This window comes from Aquimarina mycalae, from assembly GCF_029906345.1.
In the GTDB taxonomy this organism is placed as follows: Bacteria; Bacteroidota; Bacteroidia; order Flavobacteriales; family Flavobacteriaceae; genus Aquimarina.
The window spans coordinates 116,493-136,134 of record NZ_JARYGY010000005.1; the positions used below are offsets into that span (position 1 = coordinate 116,493).

The window sequence follows — 19,642 nt, forward strand, 5'->3', positions numbered from 1 at the left end:
TTCAATAACTATACTATCTGGTGTTTCCTGAAGTATTTTTTATCACTATCAGAAACTAAGTTATTGTTTAGAGCTTTAGATAAAATATCTGCGTGCTTACTTTTATCATAATGGTATATTAGTGTATATATTTCAGAAACAGATACTCCATCATTAGTATCCTCAATCAATGTAAATTCATCTTTTGTATTAACTACACCTGGTTGTAATATTCTAACATATACACCTGGAAACAATGAATCTATAAACTGTTTTAGAATTTTTTGAGTACCAAATTTAATTCCTAACTTATAACACGGTTGTCTGGGTCTGGAAATTTGAACAGTAGCACTGCCTAACTTATAAATTGCTCCTATTTTAATGTTTCTTTCATCAAATCCTTCTACTGTAAGATTTTCACCAAACATTCCATAGTTCCATTCTAAATCAGGATATTTTTCTTTCCAAAATGGATAATGATTAGCTGAGTATAGATAGCAAGCTTTATCAATACCGCCATGAACCTTCCTATCTACCACATGATCTCCTTCTACATCTTCCCTATCCAAAAAAATTGGTTTATCAACTGGATATTTATAAATACCTGTTTTCACATCTTTTCCCCTCCAGGAAATTGTTTTCGGCATTCCTATATTAGTAGATATAACTTTCATTTTATTGTTTTTTAAGTTCAACAGTATTTAGTATTAACCCAGAACCAGGTACAATATGTTCCAGAATAATTTCTTCTGCTTCTGGATTCAATGTTTGCTTGATAAAATCAAGGTTTATTTTACCTTTTCCTACATCCAGTAGTACTCCCATCATTAAACGAATCTGATTTCTTTTAAAGCCTTCTCCTTTAACACGCAAAAGATAACTTTCTTCTGGAAAAAAATTTGCAGTATATAAGGTATTTTTTACGATCTCACATTGTATAATTTCTCCTGTAACAATTGTATTTTCATTGGGACGATGACAATAAGACCTAAAGTTATGCTTGCCTTCAAATAATTTTGCTGCCACCATCATTATATCAATGTTTAGTTCATCCATTACATTATACATAAACGGAGCACTAAATGGATGGAATTTACTCCCGAAGGAAAACAAATAAATATATTCTTTTATTTTGGGATGTTGTATAATATTAAACTGTTCATCTGTTTCCTGGATACTTATGGCTCTTATATCTTGAGGTAAATTTTGATTAAATAAATCAAAAAAAGATTTTAACTCTATAGGTTTATGGTCTATAAATAATTCTATATAAGCTTCATTTGCAGAAACCTTTGCATCCGTTCTTCCAGCTGCTAACACTTTAAAATTTTTATTCTCGAGAACATAGTTTATCGTTCTCTCTACCATACGCTGTAACGTATTTACATTTGGTTGTTTTTGCCATCCATGATACCTAAAACCTAAATATTGAAGTTGAATAAGGTAATAGAAGCGTTTTCGAAACATATATGATTTTATTTATTCGTGTTCAATATAGATAAATTATGTATTTCATCGATAATAAGATGTTTTTTAATCATCAAATTATATAAAACCAACTCTAGAAATTATTATATTTGAGTAAATCTAATTAATAATTTAAAAATCAACTTAGTTATGGTTAAAGCAAAATATCAAGACGTTTTGGATCTGGGACAGGAATTAAATATCCAAAATGGAGATGTATCTGAAGACAATGGAGTTCTTAAAGTAAAAGGAACTGCAAATACTCAATATGAAAAAAATCAAATCTGGGATAAGATAAAAGAAATTGGTGGCGAAGCTCCTTCTGATATCATAGCAGATATTGATGTAGCTGATAATTCAGTGTATCACAGACATACTGTAAAAAGTGGAGAGTCTCTAAGTAAAATTGCTAAGCATTATTTTAAAGACCCTATGAAATACAAGCAAATTTTTGAGGCAAATACTCATATACTTAAAAACCCTGATGTGATTCACCCAGATCAGGAATTGATTATCCCTAATCTATAAGAAACATTTTTAATATACTTTATAACTAAGACCGCTGCATAGCGGTCTTTTTTTATACTTCCTACAATATACAACACATCTTCTTTTATTATTCTTTCAATAATTTAACATTGTCAATATAATAATTTAAACAGGGAATCTATATCCCGAAATTAAATATTTGACATGAAAACCCTTGTTTTATTAGCAACTCTAGTATAATTATTAACTAAACAATATTTTTTTGTTAAGTATTTCACAAAAATCATAAAAATATTTTTACATTTGGCGCTGCTAACTCAATTTATTATTAATATGAAAACACGATTATCTTTAATCATGGGCTTATTCATGATAAGCTTAGGTTTCTCACAAAACAATCCTTGGGAGAGAACCAATGTAAACCTTAAAAGTTCAAATGTTATATCAACAAAAACGGACTTACCTACTAAAACTCTTTTTAACCTAGATGTAAATAGCATTCAAAAGATGCTTGCAGATTCTCCTCTAAGAGGTAAATCATCAGTTTCTTCTGTTATTATTCCATTACCAAATGCAGATGGTACTATGGAATCATATAGAGTAGTTGAAGCACCAGTATTTAGTAATGAGCTTGCTGCAAAATATCCTGGAATTAAGTCTTATGCTGGACAAAGTATTGACAATCCTACAGTAAGAGTACGATTTAGTGTATCTCCTTTAGGATTACAAAGTATGCGTTTAGGTGGTGGTGCAGCAGTATTTATTGAACCAATCTCTGTGGATGGCGCAACATATACTATCTACACTAGAGATCAAAAATCCGCTACTATTAAGAAATTTGAATGTTTAGTTGATGGAGATACTCCTAATATGAGTAAATCTGCCTCATCTAACACGAAAAATGCAGATGATAGTACGCTAAGAACGTATCGAATTGCGGTTTCTACAAACGGAGAGTATACTCAGTTTCATGGAGGAACTAAAGCTGGAGCATTAGCAGCAATTAATACAACTATGACTCGTGTTAACGGTATTTTCGAAAGTGATTTTGCTGTAACTATGGTAGTTATAGGAAATACTGATGATGTTATTTATACAAATGCTAATACAGATCCATATACTGGAAGTTTTAACAGTCAACTTCAATCTACACTTACAAGTGTGATCGGAGAGGCTAACTACGACATAGGACACTTATTCGCTAGAGCTGGTGATAATGGAAATGCAGGTTGTATCGGTTGTGTATGTGTAAATGGTAGCAAAGGAAGCGCATTTACTTCTAGAAGTACTCCTGTAGGAGATGCTTTTGATGTAGATTATGTAGCTCACGAAATTGGACATCAGTTTGGAGCAAATCATACATTCTCTTTCAGAAATGAAGGTACAAATGCTCATTTCGAACCAGGTAGTGGTACAACGATTATGGGATATGCAGGAATCACTGGTGCAACAGATGTACAACAAAATAGTGATCCTTATTTCCACTTTTTCTCTATTCAACAAGTAACTAATTATGTAAAGACTACTAGTTGTCAAACAAATACCAATACAGGTAACTCGATTCCAACTGCAAATGCTGGAGCAGACTACACGATACCAAGAGGAACTCCTTTTGTTCTTGAAGGTCAAGGATCAGATAGTAATTCTGGTGATGCACTCACATATTGCTGGGAGCAAAGAGATGAAAACAATGCTTCAAGTACGTATCCAAGCGTAACTGCTACTTCTGGTGTTGCATTTAGATCTTTTAATCCTTCAACATCAAACAAAAGATATTTCCCAAGACTTTCTACTATTAAAAGTGGTGCTACATCTTGGCAATGGGAAGCAGTTCCTAATGTTACAAGAACATTAAATTTCAGACTTACAGTTAGAGATAACAGAGCTGGAGGAGCAGGAAATAATAGTGACGATATGAGAGTAAATGTTACTGCTAATGCAGGACCATTTGTAGTAAACGTTCCTAACACTAACGTAAGTTGGTCTGCAAATGCTACAGAAACTGTAACTTGGGATGTAGCTGGAACTACAGGAAATGGAATTAATGCAGCAAATGTAGACATCTTACTATCAACAGATGGCGGAGATACATATTCAATTGCTTTAGCAACGGGAGTACCAAATGATGGTTCTCAGGATATTACTGTACCAAATGTACAAGGAAATCAGAATAGAATTATGGTAAAAGGTTCAGGGAATGTATTCTTTGATATCTCTAATACTAACTTTGAAATTTCTGGTGTTGTTACTCCAGATACTCAAGCACCTTCTACTCCATCTAGCTTAGCTGCATCTAATACTACTACTACCGCTACAGATCTTTCTTGGAATGCATCTACGGATAATATCGCTGTAACAGGATATGATGTTTATAGAGGAAATACAGTAATTGCAACCGTTGCAGGTACTTCATATACTGCTACTGGATTATCGCCTGATACTGCATACTCTTTTAGAGTTAAAGCAAAAGATGCTGCAGGAAATGAATCAAGCTTCAGTAATACAGTAAATGTTACCACAGATGCTGGAACACCTAATACAGGTTGTACTGGTGGTATCTCTTCGTTCCCTTATAGTGAAGGTTTCGAAAGTGGATTAGGTAGCTGGTCTCAGGCTTCTGGTGATGATATTAACTGGACAAGAGATGCTAATGGAACTCCATCACGTAATACTGGACCATCTAGTGCTACAGAAGGATCTTACTATATGTATATAGAAGCATCTGGTAACGGAAACGGATATCCTAACAAAAGAGCAATCTTAAATTCTCCTTGTTTTGATTTAACGGGAACTTCTCAAGCTACTTTTACTTTCCAATACCATATGTATGGAAATAGCATGGGTACTTTAACCTTAGAAGCTAGTAATGACAATGGAAATACTTGGTCATCTTTATGGTCTAAATCAGGTAACCAAGGAAACTCTTGGCAATCTGCAAGTGTGGATTTAGCTTCATTAACTGGTGCTGGAGTTCAGCTTAGGTTTAACGGTATCACAAGTTCTTCTTGGGCTGGTGATATGACAGTAGATGATATCAGTTTAACTACAGGAACTGTAACACCTCCTTCTTGTACTGATGTTACTTTATCTATTACGTTAGATAATTATCCAGAAGAAACAAGCTGGCAAATTGTAAACAGTAGTAATCAAGTAGTAGCTTCTGGAGGAACTTATGCTTCTCAACCTGATGGATCTACAGTGACTGTTACAGAATGTCTTGATGCTGGATCATATACATTTACTATTAATGATTCTTATGGTGATGGTATCTGCTGTTCTTATGGTAATGGATCTTATTCACTTACAGCTGGTAGTACTACATTAGCTTCTGGTGGTTCATTTGGAGGATCTGAATCTACAACATTCTCAGTTGGTGGATCTTCAAGAGGACCTGAAGTAGAAAGCTTTACAACTACTAAATCTTTACAAATAAGTGCTTTTCCTAACCCAGTTGGTTCTGAAGGCGTGATTAATATTGTTGCTCCTAATGCTAAAACTGCGTATACATTGTATGACCTTCAAGGAAGAAGAGTTTCGCAAGGAAACGTAACAAACAAATCAATTAATGTTAACGGTGTTCAGGCTGGATCTTATATCCTTTCTTTAGACGTAGCAGGAAAATTATCTAATCATTCGATTATTGTAAAGTAAAGTATTGATTATATTCATCAGATAAGAGATTATTTTATCTGTTTACACATAGCTTAAGGCCATCAAAGTTTCTAATTTTGATGGCTTTTTCTATCCATACTGTACAAAGGATTAAAATAAATTGAATAAAATCGATAATAATTAATGTGTTTGTTAAAAAATACTGGTTAAACTCAATAAAATGCTTAGTTTTGTGGTTTTACCGTAAAACATACCCCACAAATCAGTACACAAATATGAAATCGATTTTATTCTCTTTCTTTATGATGATAGCTATATCAAGCTATGGGCAAGTTTTATCTAAGACCAATATTATTTTTGAATCCAAAGATTCGATAGTAATGAATGATGGTAAAAAGTATAAAATTATTAAAGAAACTCCTCTTTATGCGGTTGCAGATACTACTATAAAATTAAGATATTCTTTTAAGGATAAAACACTGATACTTAACAGAGTCCTACTTATAAAAGAGAAAGACAAACCTAAGCAATTAATAGAATGGGTTAAAGGAAAAATGATCTACTATGAATACAGAGCACTTAAAAACGTAGAATAATTCTTTCATTGAGATCTTAAACAGAAAGTATAGATTTTCAAAACAATCTTATTCTCATCAAGTTATAGTTACACTAGAATACCGTTAAGAATAAATTTAGCGGTACTTTTTGCTCAAATATACTAGTACTAAACATACATCAATATAGGTAATACATTGATTTTCAAAGGAGATAATGTGTATTTCATCGAAAACATGTTTAAAAATACGGTTTTAACCTATTAAACAACGGTTAAAACCGTAAATTGTAGTATAAATACTACAAAATAATGTGTTATGGTAAAAAATCTACTACTATGCTTTTTACTATTTTCCATTACTAATTATGGACAATGTTTGTCGAAAACTCAGTTAATTTTTGAAAATCCAAACCTTGTAGTTATGAATAATGGGAAAAAGTATAAAATTGTACTTAAAAAACTTAATACTGAGGTTAACGACCCCAATATCATCATGTATCGAAAAATCGGTGATAATGTACTTAAACTTAATCGTGTATTAATTATACAAGGTAATAATGAACTTACAGAATTAATAGAATATAAGAAAGAAGCATACACCTTTTACGAAAGTCGTGAATTCTACACAATTAATTCAGATAAGAAGCTTAAAACGATTATGAAAACAATAAGTGAAAATTAACTGTTAGCTATTGCTTTATTCGCTATACTCAAAATTTGATCAAACTGTTCGATCAAGGTAAGGTTTGAATTATCTATCTGTATAGCATCTTCGGCCTTGCGAAGCGGAGAGTCTTTTCTTGTACTATCGATATGATCTCTATTAACTACATTTTTTAGAACATCTTCATAAGTAACTTTTTCTCCTCTTTCCAAAAGTTCGTTATATCTACGTTCTGCCCTATCTTTTGCTGTAGCCGTCATAAATAATTTAAGCTCAGCATCAGGAAAAACTACAGTGCCTATATCTCTACCATCCATTACAATCCCTCTATCTTTCCCCATTAACTGTTGCTGTTCCACCAATTTTCTACGTACCATAGAAATAGCTGCTACTGGACTTACTTTTCTAGATACTTCTAATGTTCTAATTTCTTTTTCTACATTTTTATTATTAAGAAATACTTCTGCAAGACCCGTTGTGGAACTAACTTCAAATCTAATATTAATTAGTGGAAGGCTTTGCTCCAAAGCCTCTTTATCAAAATGAGTATCATCAATATAATTATGTTGCATCGCATACAGTGTAACCGCACGGTACATTGCTCCAGTATCCACATAAATATATCCCAAAGATTTAGCTAATTGTCTAGCTACTGTACTTTTTCCTGTGGAAGAATAACCATCTATTGCAATTATTATCTTTTTACTCACTATTGAAGGTTTACATTAATACCAAAAGTACTAGAGGAAGCTGCAGAGTTATAACGAGCATATGAATAGGCAAACTTAAATTTACCTAGTTTTAGTGCTATACCTCCACTAAGACCTGCAAAAGATCGTTGATCTTCGATTCTTAATTCTTCTGACCTTCTAAAATTATATCCTAAACGAATATTAAATCCACTCTCAGGGAAAAATTCCAGTCCTAATACTACGTGTCTTAGTGCGTTGTTAAAAAAACTAGGGTCATCTTCTTCTACATTTCCTTCCAAATCTGTAAGATCACGTGCAGGGTTTCTAAAAGCAATATCCCAAACGTGCAAGTTCTCTAATGTGAAATTCCAGCGAATTGGTACATTTTTAAGTGTTTGAGCAATTCCAGCATCAACAGATAAAGGCAAATCCTCTCTAGTATCTGCATAGGTAGTAAACTGAGTTCCTAAGTTACGAACCACAAATCCAAAATCAAATTTGGTCTCTGGGTTATGATAGATTAATCCTAAATCCAGAGCACCTCCTATAGAAGTAAATTCTTCTAATTTCGAAGAGATGAATTTCCCACTGGCACCTACATGAAAATTTGAATTAGGAATAGCATATCCATATCCTACTGAAACTGCTACTTCTCCTGCCCCAAAATCTCCAGTTTCATTTCCGAATTCATCAAAGCCATCAAATCTACCATAATTAATATATGTAATCCCAGCATGAAAAACTCTTTTCTTTTCTCCGAATGCTTTTGCATAAGATACTGAACCATAATTAACATCAGCAATATAATTCACATAGTTCACTGCTAATTGATTATCCATCTCGATATTAATCGATGCAGGATTAAGCATCGCAGATGTTGGGTCCATGTTATAACCAGTCACATACTTTCCACCCAATGCTGCTTGTCTTGGCGAAGAAACCAAATTCAAGAATTGATAAGTATATCTACCACCTATTTGTGAATAGCTTAATGTGGTAAAAAGAACTATTACCAGAAATATATAGTTACGCATCATTAGCAGCAAAAATAAAAGAAACTATCTGGAAAACGATAGTTAGTGATAAAAATTTTACAAGACTCCAAATAAAATATAAGAGCTATCAAAATAGGTAGTATAAAATTTCAATATATAAACTCATATCATTACATATTCTTGTACTGTTTTATAAAAAGAATAAAACCAGACCAACTGCTCAAAAACATATTTAACTACTAAACAAGCACTTACAAAATAATCAACAATATTATATTCATTAATGAGTTATTATCATTTAGCAACCATTTGCATTCATATTCTTAAATTAATATGAATGCAAACAACTCAAATCAATACTAACTTAACACACAATCATGGGCTTTTTTGACTTTTTAACAGAAAAAATAGCGGTAGATTTAGGCACAACTAACACACTTATAACACATAAAGGAAAAATAGCTATAGATGCTCCTACTATTATAGCGGTTCATAGAATTAGCGGAAAAATAATCGCAGTTGGTAAAGAAGCTAGTTCAATGAGAGGTAAAATTCATAAAAACATTAAGACATTATACCCTTTAAGAAATGGAGTCATTGCAAATTTTGATTTATCGGAAAAGATGCTCAAAATTCTGATCAAAAGATTATCCTCATTAAGCACAGCTATTTTTGTAAAATCTTATAAAATGATTATTGCAATACCTTGTGGAATCACCAAGGTAGAAATGCGCGCTGTAAAAGAATCTGCAAGACGCCTCAATGCCAAACAAGTATATCTTATTTCGGAACCTATGGCAGCTGCTATAGGTGCAGGTATTGATGTACTGCAACCTAAAGGCAATATGGTAGTAGATATTGGTGGTGGTACTACAGAAATAGCAGTAATAACACTAGGAGGAATTATTTCTGGGCAATCGGTTAAAGTTGCAGGAAATGTATTTAATGATAACATTATACAATACGTAAGAGAAAAGCATAACTTACATATAGGTGAAAGTACAGCAGAAAAAATTAAAATCAATATTGGTTCTGCTATCGAATCATTAGAATCTCCTCCAAAAAAAACTAAGGTACAAGGTAGAGATATACTGACAGGCAAGCCAAAACAAGTAATTATTTCTTATAAAGAAATTGCTCGTAGCATAGATAAATCAATCACTCAAATAGAAAATGCAGTATTGGAAACTTTAGCCACTGTGCCTCCCGAGATTTCAGCTGATATCTATAATACTGGTATTTTTCTAACTGGAGGAGGTTCTATGTTAAGAGGACTTGATAAAAGGTTTTCTAAAATCACAGAATTACCTGTATACAAAGGAGAAACTCCGTTAGAGGTTGTAGTAAAAGGAAGTGAAATGGTATTAAAAAACCTGAATAGATATACCAGCTGTTTAATCAAAAACGTTTAAAAAAAATCTAATAATATAAAAAAAGCTGATCAGATAATATTGATCAGCTTTTCTATATGAATTTACAATGCTATCCTATTTATAACTCCTTAGCGTTTTTAACCTTACTATTAGTTAATGCTAGCTCAAGTACTTCGCTCATTTCTTTTACATAATGAAATTTTAAACCTTTAAGGTATTCTGCTTTTATTTCATCAATATCTCTTTTATTATCTTCACAAAGTAATATTTCTTTGATATGTGCTCTTTTGGCAGCTAGAATCTTTTCTTTAATTCCACCAACTGGTAATACCTTACCTCTTAATGTGATTTCTCCTGTCATCGCAAGGCTTTTCTTTACTTTCTTTTGTGTAAATAAAGAAACTAAAGATGTCAACATAGTTACACCTGCACTGGGTCCGTCTTTTGGTGTAGCTCCTTCAGGAACATGGATATGCACATTATAATTACTAAATATTTCAGAATTAATCCCTAGTATATCAGCATTCGCTTTTATATATTCCATAGCGATAGTAGCAGATTCTTTCATTACTTTACCTAGATTACCAGTAATGGTTAAGCTTCCTTTTCCTTTAGAAAGTATCGATTCTATAAATAGAATGTCACCTCCAACACTTGTCCAGGCCAAACCAGTTACTACTCCAGCTACATCGTTATTTTCATACTTATCGCGTTCTAACTTAGGAGCGCCTAGTACCTCAATAATATCTTCGTTACTTACTTTAACATTATAGGTTTCCTCCATAGCGATATTCTTTGCTGCATATCGTACCATTTTGGCAATCTGTTTTTCAAGACCACGTACTCCAGATTCTCTAGTATATCCTTCTACAATTTTTTCTAACTGTGCTTTTCCTATCTTAAGGTGTGACTTATCTAGTCCATGTTCAACCAATTGCTTAGGAAGTAAATGTTGTTTAGCGATCTCTACTTTTTCCTCAATAGTATATCCAGTAACATTAATTATTTCCATACGATCACGTAAGGCTGGTTGTATCGTATTTAAACTGTTAGAGGTAGCAATAAACATTACTTTAGAAAGGTCAAATCCCATTTCCAGGAAATTATCATGGAATTCAGAATTTTGTTCAGGATCTAATACTTCTAATAACGCCGAAGAAGGATCTCCTTGGTTTCCTACTGAAAGCTTATCTATTTCATCCAGAACAAATACAGGATTACTTGTACCTGCTTTTTTAAGGCTTTGGATAATTCTACCTGGCATAGCTCCTATATATGTTTTTCTATGACCTCGAATTTCTGCTTCATCACGTAATCCTCCTAATGATATCCTTACATATTCTCTACCTAAAGCTTCAGCGATTGATTTTCCTAACGAAGTCTTACCTACACCTGGAGGTCCATAAAGACATAAAATAGGAGATTTCATATCATTACGAAGTTTTAGCACTGCTAAATATTCTATAATTCGCTTTTTAACTTCATCTAATCCATAATGATCACGATCTAATATTTTTTTAGCACGTTTAAGATCAAATTTATCTGTACTAAATTCATTCCAAGGCAAATCCAAGAATAAATCCAGATAATTACGCTGAATAGAATACTCTGCAACCTGAGGATTCATTCTACGCATTTTAGATAATTCTTTATCAAAATGCTTTTTTACATCCTCATTCCATATTTTGTCTTTGCTACGAAGATGCATTTCTTCTATTTCATCTTCATGAGATACACCACCTAACTCTTCCTGAATAGTTTTCATCTGTTGATGTAAAAAATATTCACGTTGTTGTTGGCTCATATCATGCTGTACCTTATTCTGAATATCATTTCTAAGTTCCAACTTTTGAAACTCAAGATTCATATATTTCAGTGTAGCAAGGGCTCTATCTTTTATACTATCAATTTCTAGTATTTTTTGTTTTTCTTCTACGGGAAGATTAAGATTAGAAGAAACAAAATTGATTAGAAAGGAGTTACTTTCTATATTTTTTATGGCAAAAGATGCCTCAGAAGGAATATTAGGACTTTCCTTTATTATTTCAAGTGCTAAATCTTTGATAGAATCAATGATGGTATTGAATTCTTGATTTTCTTTAGAAGGTCTATTTTCAGGAACTTCTACCACTTTAGCTTTGATATAAGGTTCTTCTTCTAAGATTTCATCTATTTTAAATCTTTTCTTTCCTTGTAAAATTACTGTTGTATTTCCATCAGGCATTTTAAGAACTCTTAGAATTCTCGCCACCACTCCTACTTTATTGATATCTTTAGATGTTGGATTTTCTACATCTTCTTCTTTTTGCGAAACTACACCAATGGTTTTATTACCTACATTAGCCTCATTAAGAAGCTTTATAGATTTATCTCGACCAGCAGTAATTGGAATTACAACACCAGGAAACAGTACTGTATTTCTTAATGGTAAGATAGGTAGTATCTCGGGTAAATCTTCTTTATCTATTTCTTCCTCATCCTCAGGAGTCATTAAAGGTATTAATTCTGCATCTTCATTTATTCCCTGCAATGACAAACTGTCAAGAGTTGTTAATTTGGATTTTGTCATAAGTATATATCAAAGCCATTTTGTCATTAGGTCAAAACAGCATTTCTTTAAAAATTAGATTAAATCAATTTAAGAATCGTCAATACCAGCAAAATAAGCTATTTACGTTTGATTCTACTTAGATATTTCAATTGTTATGCCATAAACAAATAAAAAAATATTTTTAAAACTGTAACAAAACATATCTATCTATATCTTTATGTAAAGTAAACTGAAGTTTTTGACACTAACCAAACTAAATACTGAGGAACTCGTTGAGAAATGCCGTAGACGTGATCAAGGGGCACAGATGGAAATTTATAATCGATATTATAAAGCTATGTTCAATACAGCTTATAGGATTATAAAAGATTCTGCCGAAGCTGAAGACGTTATGCAAGAAGCTTTTTTAACAGCATTTACAAAACTATCTATGTTAGAGGATAGTAAAATGTTTGGTTCTTGGTTAAAAAGAATAGTAATTAATTCTAGTCTTACAATATCTCGTAAGCGCAATATATATGGTGAGGTCCCTTTAGAAACCGTAGAATATGCACTTACAGATGAAACAGAAGGGGTTGTAAGAGAAGATTTAACTAGTATCAGAGCAAACACAGTCTTAAGTACTTTAAAAGAATTGAAAGAAAGTTATAGTACAGCATTGTCATTGCACCTTATTGAAGGATATGATTATGAAGAGATTTGTGAAATTATGAATATATCGTATTCTAATTGTCGTACGCTTATTTCTCGCGCAAAAGAAAGTTTACGAAAAAAAATACAGGTTGTATGAAAAAAGAGGATGAAATAGAAAAGTTATTTAAACGTATGGAAAATCAACTCGATTTATTTGAGCCATCAGCTGATCATAAGATACGTTTTTTAGAAAAGCTTCAAGAGCAAAACAATGTAATTGTATTGCAACCTAAAAAACGAAATTGGATGAAACCTTTAGCTATAGCAGCATCCATAGCGGTACTTTTTAGTATCATATCTATAGCTTCATTTAATCCAAAAGAAGAAGCTGATTTAGCAAGTGTTTCTCCGCAAATGGAGGATACACAAAATTTCTTTACCGTTGCCATACAAACGCAATTAGAAGAAATCAACAAAAATTCATCTGTAGAAACAAATGAGTTAGTTGCAGATGCTATGAAGCAATTAGAAAAATTAGAATCGAATTATGAAATTCTAAAAAAAGATCTTGTACAGAGTAGTAATGATAAACGCGTAATCAGTGCTATGATCACAAATTTTCAAAAGCGAGCTTCGCTATTAGAAGATGTATTAGAAAAAATTAACAACATCAACACATTAAAATTATCAGAAAATGAAAACAATATACTATAATATAATTTGCTTGGTATTTCTAATTCCTGCCATTACTCTTGGTAATGGAGATACAAAAATGAAGGGCAAATACACTAAAGAAAAATCTTTAAAAAAGGAGTATTCTGTAAATAGCGATGCTCTATTAAAGATCAGTAATGATTACGGAAATCTAGATGTCACGTCCTGGAACGAGAATAGAGTTGTACTGGAAATCAACATTAAAGTCAATGGAAATGATGAAGAAAAAGTACTCAAAAAATTAGAAAATATTGATGTAGTTTTTGAAGCCTCTTCTCAACTAGTAAGTGCAAGAACAACTTTTAATAAAGAAGGAAAATCATGGTGGTCCAAATTTTCGGATAGTTGGAGTGGAAATAATTTAAAAATGGAAATTAATTACACTATAAAGGTTCCTATTACTAATAGTATTGATCTTAACAACGATTACGGCAGTATTACGCTAGACAAAATTAATGGGGATGCAAAAATCAACTGTGATTATGGGCAAATTATTATAGGAGATTTAATGGGTAATGAAAGTTACATCAATATAGATTACACTAATAACAGTACTATAAACTCCATGAAAAACGGAAAAATCAATGCAGATTACTCTGATTTTACACTAAAAAAAGGAGGACAAATACAACTCAATGCAGATTATACCCAATCAAAAATTACAGCCGTTAAAACCCTCAATTACAATTGTGATTATGGAAGTTTAAAAGTGGAAAACGTTGGTGAATTCAGAGGAAATGGTGATTATTTAGATACCAACATAGGAAACGTAAGCAGTGGAGTTAATATCAATTCTGATTATGGTTCTATTCAAATTAAAAATCTAGAATCTACAACAAAAAATGTAAATATCAGAACCGATTATACGGGAGTTAGTATCGGATATGAATCTAGCCTTAATTTTGATTTTGTAATTAAAACATCATATGGTAGCATTAATCTGGACGATGGTATAAACATTATGAAAAAGAATAAAGAAAACTCGAGTAAAAATTACCAGGGCTATCATGGGCAAAAAAATAGCGGAAATACTATTAATATATCTACCAGTTATGGTGGGGTAAAACTTATAAAAAATTAATCATCAAATATTCAATCAATTATGAGAACAGTACTAATTATTTTAAGCGTAACATTATGCAGTATAACATCAATACATGCACAGTGGTGGGGAAACGGTAAAAAAATAGAAGGCGATGGCAATGAAGTTACCAAAACCAGAAGTTTATCGGAATATGACCAAGTAAAGGTAAAAGGAAGCCTAGATGTATCACTAGTTTCTGGAACCGAAGGGAAAATTAAAATTGAAGGAGAAAGTAACCTTATTCCATATATAGTTACGGAGATTGAAGGAGAAGCTCTTAAAATTTATGTAAAAAAAGGGTATTATCTAAAGACTAGTAGAGGTAAACAACTCCTGATAACGGTTCCGTTTAGAGATTTAAATAAAGTAAGTTTATCTGGATCGGGTGATGTTTTCTCTGATGATACTATTAAAGCTAATTCGTTTAAAACAAGTGTTTCTGGATCAGGAGATGTACGATTAGCAGTAGAAGCAAATGAACTTGAAAGTTCTGTATCAGGTAGTGGAGATCTTACCTTAAAAGGTATTGCAGAAAATTTAGAGTGTAATGTAACTGGTTCTGGAGATGTTAAAGCTTATGATTTAAAAGCTAAAAATGTGGATGCATCAGTAACTGGTTCTGGAGATATTAAAGTAACATCTACCTACTCATTAAAAGCACGAGTAACTGGTTCTGGAGATATTGACTATCAAGGTAACCCAGAAAAAGAAGATAAAAAAGTATCTGGATCTGGAGATATCACAAAACATTAATAAGAAGCATATTTCAATAATTGGAAACTGCTTAAGGAGTTTTACTTCTTAGGCAGTTTTTTTTACGTATAATAATCTTTACTTTTGTTAGAAACTCATAGTAAATTACAAGTAATACTTATTCAATTAGAGTCTTACATCCTTAATTTACCCCAAATCAATAATTAGCGCGTTGCATTTTTTATCAAAAAAAGAAATTCCACTTAAAGAAATACTACCGCAAGGTTATGTGGATATTCATTCTCATTTATTACCTAATATCGATGATGGTGTAAAAACGGTATACCAATCAGCTTATATTATTGAACAGTTCAAGAAATTAGGTGTAAAAAAAATTATTACGACTCCACACGTGATGCAAGACGTGTGGCCGAATACATCTACAATCATACGCAGTAAACACACTGAAATGAATCATATATTAAATGCGCTAGATATTAAGGTAAGCTTAGAAGTAAGTGCAGAATATATGCTAGATGACTTGTTCTATCAAAAAGTCAAAGAGAAAGATATTATTCCGTTGCATGATACATATATACTTGTCGAAATGTCAACATTTAATCCACCGATTAATCTCAACGAAATTTTGTTTGAGATCAAATTAGCTGGCTTTACTCCTATTCTTGCACATCCTGAACGTTATACTTTTTACCAAGATCATATTAATAAATTTATTGATCTAAAAGAATCAGGATTCTTATTTCAACTTAATTTGCTTTCTGTTTCTGGATATTATGGAGAAAAAGTAAAAAATACGGCTATCAAATTACTTTCCGAAAACCTCTTAGACTTTGCAGGTTCTGATGTACATAATTATCAGCAATTCGAAATTTTGGAAAAAGGTTTTCTTTCTAGATATGCAGATCAAATTTCATCACTGATGAAAAAAAATAATGTTTTTGCTTAATCTTTAGCTCCATAACCATAACCGTAGCCATAGCCAACTTTATCACCAGCAGCATTTAGAAGCACTGCCATATTAGGCAAGCGTTTCTCTCTATAGAAATTTTCTGGTACTTGCAAAATTCTTTTATCAGAATAGTTTTCTCTTACAATATATATACTTAAATCTGCATAATGCCCTATAAGTAACGTATCCGTAACCAGACTCACTGGTGCAGTATCTACTACGATATAATCATAATTTAATTCTAAATAATCAAACATTTCCTTTACCCTATCATTCATTAATAACTCTGCAGGATTAGGAGGAATCGCTCCCGAAGGAACTACAAAAAGAGGGTCATTTTCACCTTGCTTATAGACTACATCCTCAGGTTTGATATCTGAGTTCATGATGAAGTTGGTAAATCCAGGAGTATCTTTTCCTTTAGACAATTCAAAGAAGTTATGAAACTTAGGATCTCGAAAATCAGTTCCTAGGTAGGCTACCTTTTTTCCTGATATAGCAAGGGTTTTGGCCAGATTTGATGAAACTAACGTTTTCCCTTCTCCAGAAATCGTTGATGTTACAAAAATAACCTTACCAGATTCTTTATTTGTTCCTGCCATTAAAAATCCTAAATTGGTTCTAAGAATTCTAAAAGCTTCGGCAATAGATGATCTACTATTTCTAGAAATGATAATTTTACTCTTTTTAGTTTTGGTTTTAGGGATAGCTCCTAAAATAGGCATCGAAAGTGTCTTTTCCAGATCTTCTCTCGAATTCACTTTCGTATTAAATAGATCGAATAAATATATTGTCAAAAAAGGAAGTGCAAATCCAAAGAAAATCGCCGCCAAAAAAATCATTTTTTTGTTAGGAGAAACTGGATATGAACCTAATGTAGTGGCTTTATCAATAACTCGAGCATTAGAAACTGTTACATGACTAGTTATTTCAGCTTCTTCTCTTTTTTGCAATAAATAAAGGTATAATTGTTCTTTTATCCCTTGCTCTCTACCAATTGCAGTTAATTCTTTTTGTCGTATGGGTGCGTTATATAATTTACCACTAAAATATTTGTCCTGAGTTCTTAAACTATTTAGGCCAATATTAATAGAATTTCTCACGCCATTTAAACTTGCAATCAATCCTTGTCGTAAAGAATTAATTTCTTCATCTATATTAACAATAACTGGATTTTGTTCACTAGAAGATTTCAATAGTCTTTTTCTCTGACTTATCAATCCATTATAACGGGCCACTGTAGATGATATAGAAGGATCGTCAAAACCTAATGTAGATGGCAATAAATCAAACTTACCATCTTGACTAAGAATAAATCTTCTTGTAGATTCTATTTTTCTTAACTGGGTTTCTAATCTATTAATTTCCTGAACATTTCTAGAATCTATATCTGCAACTCGCTGTGTTTGCGCCTCTACATCATTAGTTAATCCAAATTTGGACTTATAACCCGCTGCTTCATCATCAACTTCAGACAAATCTCCCGCAATCAAATCCAGTCTTTCATTTATAAAACCAGCTGTCCTTGCAGAAGCTTGTTTTTTATTTTCTATAGTAGCTTTATTATATTCTTCTACTAAATTATTTATAATATCCTTTGCTTTTTCTTTAACTGGATCATTCAATGATAAAGTAACAATAGAAGAACCTTTACCCTTAGAAATAACCAATAATTTATTCCTATAACTTTGAGTAAGGTATCTTACAGGACTGATCTTGATATGAATAATTTTTCCTTTATGAGATGCTATATCCTCTACACTAGGTGTTATTACGATATCTCCAACAGTAGTATTAATGGTTTTTCCAAACGAGTGATCGCTTATATTTTTCCCATCTACATCAACAAAAGAAAAAGCAGTATTTGAATTAATTAAAACACGAAAACTTTTTGACTTGGTATGTACAATAGAATCATCAGATAGGAAATTAATCTCTACCAAAGATTTTGGGTAATTTTCTATCTCTAAGATCCTTCCTTTGGTAAAATACTGAACATTAAGCTTTAGATTATTTATAACGTTTGATATCAACGTTCTAGATTTAATAATCTGAATTTCGTTCTCTATTTTATTATTCGTGTTATCTAGTAAACCGAGATCTTTAAACGCTGCAAGTTCTGATTTACTCACACTTTCTTCCTGAGAAATTAGAATAGTACCAGAGACATTGTACTGAGGAATTGTATATCTAATATGAAGATATGCTAGTGTTCCAAAGATAGATACACTAATTACAAACCAATACCATTTCTTAAGATATTTTGCTATTTCATCTTTAAGATTAAAGCTAGATTTTTGAGAACTCATAAAATTAGTATTCTCACGATTATTATCAGAAACCATATCTCTTTTTATCTTATAATAAGCGTTAACGCAGAAAGAGTAACTCCAACAATACTTAAAACGAGTCCTACAACATTTTTATCTTTTTCAGAACTTTTCACCTTTGCTGTATTGGGTTCTATATATAATACATCATTCTGTGCCAAATAATACACAGGAGAATCAAATATTGCTTTTGAAGTAAGATCAACTCTATGATATGTGTTTACGCCATCATCCTCTCTTATTACCATTACATTTTCTCTCTTTCCAGTAATTGTCATATCTCCTGCTAAACCTAAAGCTTCTATAATTGTAATTCTTTCATTAGGAATAGTATAAGAACCTGGTCGTTGCACCTCTCCAATTACGGTTATTTTAAAGTTCTTAAGACGAACATTTACAATAGGATCTTTTATGTATATTTTTAATTTTTCTTTGATCATATCTTTAACCTGTACTCGAGTAAGTCCAGATATTTTTAATTTACCTAGAACTGGAAATTCAATATTACCATTCTCATCGATCAGGTAGGTTGGTTCAGGTGAAGAAGTTCCTGAAGATGTAGCTCCAGATTCTCCCGCTGATATAGGCAATGATGCTCCTTGCATTAAGTTGAATGGTCTAGCAGCATCCATATCCGTAGCAGAAACCAAAATACTTACAATATCATCAACTTTAAAAACGGGTGTAAACGAATTTTTTGAAGAAACTTTTTCTAAGTTTTGCGAATCTTGAAAATACACTACATCTGTAGGTGTTTTACAAGAAAAAACAAATGTTGATACTAGTAGTAAAATGAATAATTTGTACAATTGCATAGGATAAATGCTTTAATTTATTTCA

General features: G+C 32.0%; 17 protein-coding genes. 10 read left to right on the top strand and 7 right to left on the bottom strand.

The window, feature by feature from the left end; genetic code table 11:
- Positions 1 to 8: 8 nt before the first annotated feature.
- Both QBK95_RS12910 and QBK95_RS12915 read right to left on the bottom strand, forming a co-directional pair.
- Positions 9 to 653, bottom strand: a complete 645-nt coding sequence (locus QBK95_RS12910; protein ID WP_280934382.1) for an MOSC domain-containing protein — start codon at positions 651 to 653, stop codon at positions 9 to 11.
- Position 654: 1 nt separating this feature from the next.
- Positions 655 to 1,446: a tRNA pseudouridine synthase A gene (locus tag QBK95_RS12915; protein WP_280934384.1), complete on the bottom strand. Its 792-nt coding sequence runs from the start codon at positions 1,444 to 1,446 to the stop codon at positions 655 to 657.
- 150 nt (positions 1,447 to 1,596) lie between these two features.
- Here QBK95_RS12915 and QBK95_RS12920 point away from each other — a divergent pair, with 150 nt between their 5' ends.
- The 4 genes from QBK95_RS12920 (at position 1,597) to QBK95_RS12935 (ending at position 6,785) form a co-directional block, all read left to right on the top strand.
- Complete coding sequence (locus tag QBK95_RS12920; protein ID WP_280934387.1) at positions 1,597 to 1,974, top strand: LysM peptidoglycan-binding domain-containing protein; 378 nt, start codon at positions 1,597 to 1,599, stop codon at positions 1,972 to 1,974.
- Between the two features lie 294 nt (positions 1,975 to 2,268).
- On the top strand, positions 2,269 to 5,586 hold the full coding sequence (locus QBK95_RS12925; protein WP_280934390.1) for a reprolysin-like metallopeptidase: 3,318 nt from the start codon (positions 2,269 to 2,271) through the stop codon (positions 5,584 to 5,586).
- A gap of 236 nt (positions 5,587 to 5,822) precedes the next feature.
- Entirely contained in the window at positions 5,823 to 6,143 is a 321-nt protein-coding gene (locus tag QBK95_RS12930; RefSeq protein ID WP_280934392.1) for a hypothetical protein, read from the top strand.
- A gap of 381 nt (positions 6,144 to 6,524) precedes the next feature.
- On the top strand, positions 6,525 to 6,785 hold the full coding sequence (locus QBK95_RS12935) for a hypothetical protein (RefSeq protein ID WP_280934394.1): 261 nt from the start codon (positions 6,525 to 6,527) through the stop codon (positions 6,783 to 6,785).
- On the opposite strand, the gene cmk is transcribed toward QBK95_RS12935, so the two are convergent.
- Both cmk and porQ read right to left on the bottom strand, forming a co-directional pair.
- Positions 6,782 to 7,477: a (d)CMP kinase gene (gene cmk / locus QBK95_RS12940; RefSeq protein WP_280934396.1), complete on the bottom strand. Its 696-nt coding sequence runs from the start codon at positions 7,475 to 7,477 to the stop codon at positions 6,782 to 6,784. The two genes, QBK95_RS12935 and cmk, sit on opposite strands and share 4 nt — an antisense overlap.
- Positions 7,477 to 8,496 carry a type IX secretion system protein PorQ gene (gene porQ / locus QBK95_RS12945; protein ID WP_348637339.1) on the bottom strand — a complete coding sequence of 340 codons (1,020 nt, stop codon included), beginning with the start codon at positions 8,494 to 8,496 and terminating at the stop codon, positions 7,477 to 7,479. The genes cmk and porQ overlap by 1 nt, the downstream gene beginning before the upstream one ends.
- A 335-nt stretch (positions 8,497 to 8,831) precedes the next feature.
- Between porQ and QBK95_RS12950 the strand changes: the two genes are divergently transcribed.
- On the top strand, positions 8,832 to 9,866 hold the full coding sequence (locus tag QBK95_RS12950; protein ID WP_280934400.1) for a rod shape-determining protein: 1,035 nt from the start codon (positions 8,832 to 8,834) through the stop codon (positions 9,864 to 9,866).
- Positions 9,867 to 9,945: 79 nt separating this feature from the next.
- Here the strand turns inward: QBK95_RS12950 and lon are convergent, their stop codons facing one another.
- On the bottom strand, positions 9,946 to 12,396 hold the full coding sequence (gene lon, locus QBK95_RS12955; RefSeq protein WP_280934401.1) for an endopeptidase La: 2,451 nt from the start codon (positions 12,394 to 12,396) through the stop codon (positions 9,946 to 9,948).
- Between the two features lie 220 nt (positions 12,397 to 12,616).
- On the opposite strand from lon, the gene QBK95_RS12960 reads away from it, so the two are divergent.
- The 5 genes from QBK95_RS12960 (at position 12,617) to QBK95_RS12980 (ending at position 16,469) form a co-directional block, all read left to right on the top strand.
- On the top strand, positions 12,617 to 13,168 hold the full coding sequence (locus QBK95_RS12960; RefSeq protein ID WP_280934404.1) for an RNA polymerase sigma factor: 552 nt from the start codon (positions 12,617 to 12,619) through the stop codon (positions 13,166 to 13,168).
- Positions 13,165 to 13,725 carry a hypothetical protein gene (locus QBK95_RS12965; protein WP_280934406.1) on the top strand — a complete coding sequence of 187 codons (561 nt, stop codon included), beginning with the start codon at positions 13,165 to 13,167 and terminating at the stop codon, positions 13,723 to 13,725. The genes QBK95_RS12960 and QBK95_RS12965 overlap by 4 nt, the downstream gene beginning before the upstream one ends.
- Complete coding sequence (locus tag QBK95_RS12970; RefSeq protein WP_280934408.1) at positions 13,706 to 14,806, top strand: DUF4097 family beta strand repeat-containing protein; 1,101 nt, start codon at positions 13,706 to 13,708, stop codon at positions 14,804 to 14,806. Before QBK95_RS12965 ends, QBK95_RS12970 begins: the two co-directional genes overlap by 20 nt.
- A gap of 21 nt (positions 14,807 to 14,827) precedes the next feature.
- Entirely contained in the window at positions 14,828 to 15,562 is a 735-nt protein-coding gene (locus QBK95_RS12975; protein WP_280934410.1) for a head GIN domain-containing protein, read from the top strand.
- A 172-nt stretch (positions 15,563 to 15,734) separates the two neighbouring features.
- Positions 15,735 to 16,469, top strand: a complete 735-nt coding sequence (locus QBK95_RS12980; protein WP_280934412.1) for a tyrosine-protein phosphatase — start codon at positions 15,735 to 15,737, stop codon at positions 16,467 to 16,469.
- On the opposite strand, the gene QBK95_RS12985 is transcribed toward QBK95_RS12980, so the two are convergent.
- Together QBK95_RS12985 and QBK95_RS12990 are read right to left on the bottom strand one after the other, a co-directional pair.
- Positions 16,466 to 18,781: a GumC family protein gene (locus QBK95_RS12985; protein ID WP_280934413.1), complete on the bottom strand. Its 2,316-nt coding sequence runs from the start codon at positions 18,779 to 18,781 to the stop codon at positions 16,466 to 16,468. The genes QBK95_RS12980 and QBK95_RS12985 overlap by 4 nt on opposite strands.
- A 44-nt stretch (positions 18,782 to 18,825) precedes the next feature.
- On the bottom strand, positions 18,826 to 19,617 hold the full coding sequence (locus tag QBK95_RS12990; RefSeq protein WP_280934415.1) for a polysaccharide biosynthesis/export family protein: 792 nt from the start codon (positions 19,615 to 19,617) through the stop codon (positions 18,826 to 18,828).
- Between the last annotated feature and the right edge of the window lie 25 nt (positions 19,618 to 19,642).

Coding starts and splice junctions, on each gene's coding strand:
- QBK95_RS12910 (WP_280934382.1), bottom strand. CDS start 653: ATGAAAGTTATATCTACTAATATAGGAATGCCGAAAACAATTTCCTGG.
- QBK95_RS12915 (WP_280934384.1), bottom strand. CDS start 1,446: ATGTTTCGAAAACGCTTCTATTACCTTATTCAACTTCAATATTTAGGT.
- QBK95_RS12920 (WP_280934387.1), top strand. CDS start 1,597: ATGGTTAAAGCAAAATATCAAGACGTTTTGGATCTGGGACAGGAATTA.
- QBK95_RS12925 (WP_280934390.1), top strand. CDS start 2,269: ATGAAAACACGATTATCTTTAATCATGGGCTTATTCATGATAAGCTTA.
- QBK95_RS12930 (WP_280934392.1), top strand. CDS start 5,823: ATGAAATCGATTTTATTCTCTTTCTTTATGATGATAGCTATATCAAGC.
- QBK95_RS12935 (WP_280934394.1), top strand. CDS start 6,525: ATGAATAATGGGAAAAAGTATAAAATTGTACTTAAAAAACTTAATACT.
- porQ (WP_348637339.1), bottom strand. CDS start 8,496: ATGATGCGTAACTATATATTTCTGGTAATAGTTCTTTTTACCACATTA.
- QBK95_RS12950 (WP_280934400.1), top strand. CDS start 8,832: ATGGGCTTTTTTGACTTTTTAACAGAAAAAATAGCGGTAGATTTAGGC.
- lon (WP_280934401.1), bottom strand. CDS start 12,396: ATGACAAAATCCAAATTAACAACTCTTGACAGTTTGTCATTGCAGGGA.
- QBK95_RS12965 (WP_280934406.1), top strand. CDS start 13,165: ATGAAAAAAGAGGATGAAATAGAAAAGTTATTTAAACGTATGGAAAAT.
- QBK95_RS12970 (WP_280934408.1), top strand. CDS start 13,706: ATGAAAACAATATACTATAATATAATTTGCTTGGTATTTCTAATTCCT.
- QBK95_RS12975 (WP_280934410.1), top strand. CDS start 14,828: ATGAGAACAGTACTAATTATTTTAAGCGTAACATTATGCAGTATAACA.
- QBK95_RS12985 (WP_280934413.1), bottom strand. CDS start 18,781: ATGAGTTCTCAAAAATCTAGCTTTAATCTTAAAGATGAAATAGCAAAA.
- QBK95_RS12990 (WP_280934415.1), bottom strand. CDS start 19,617: ATGCAATTGTACAAATTATTCATTTTACTACTAGTATCAACATTTGTT.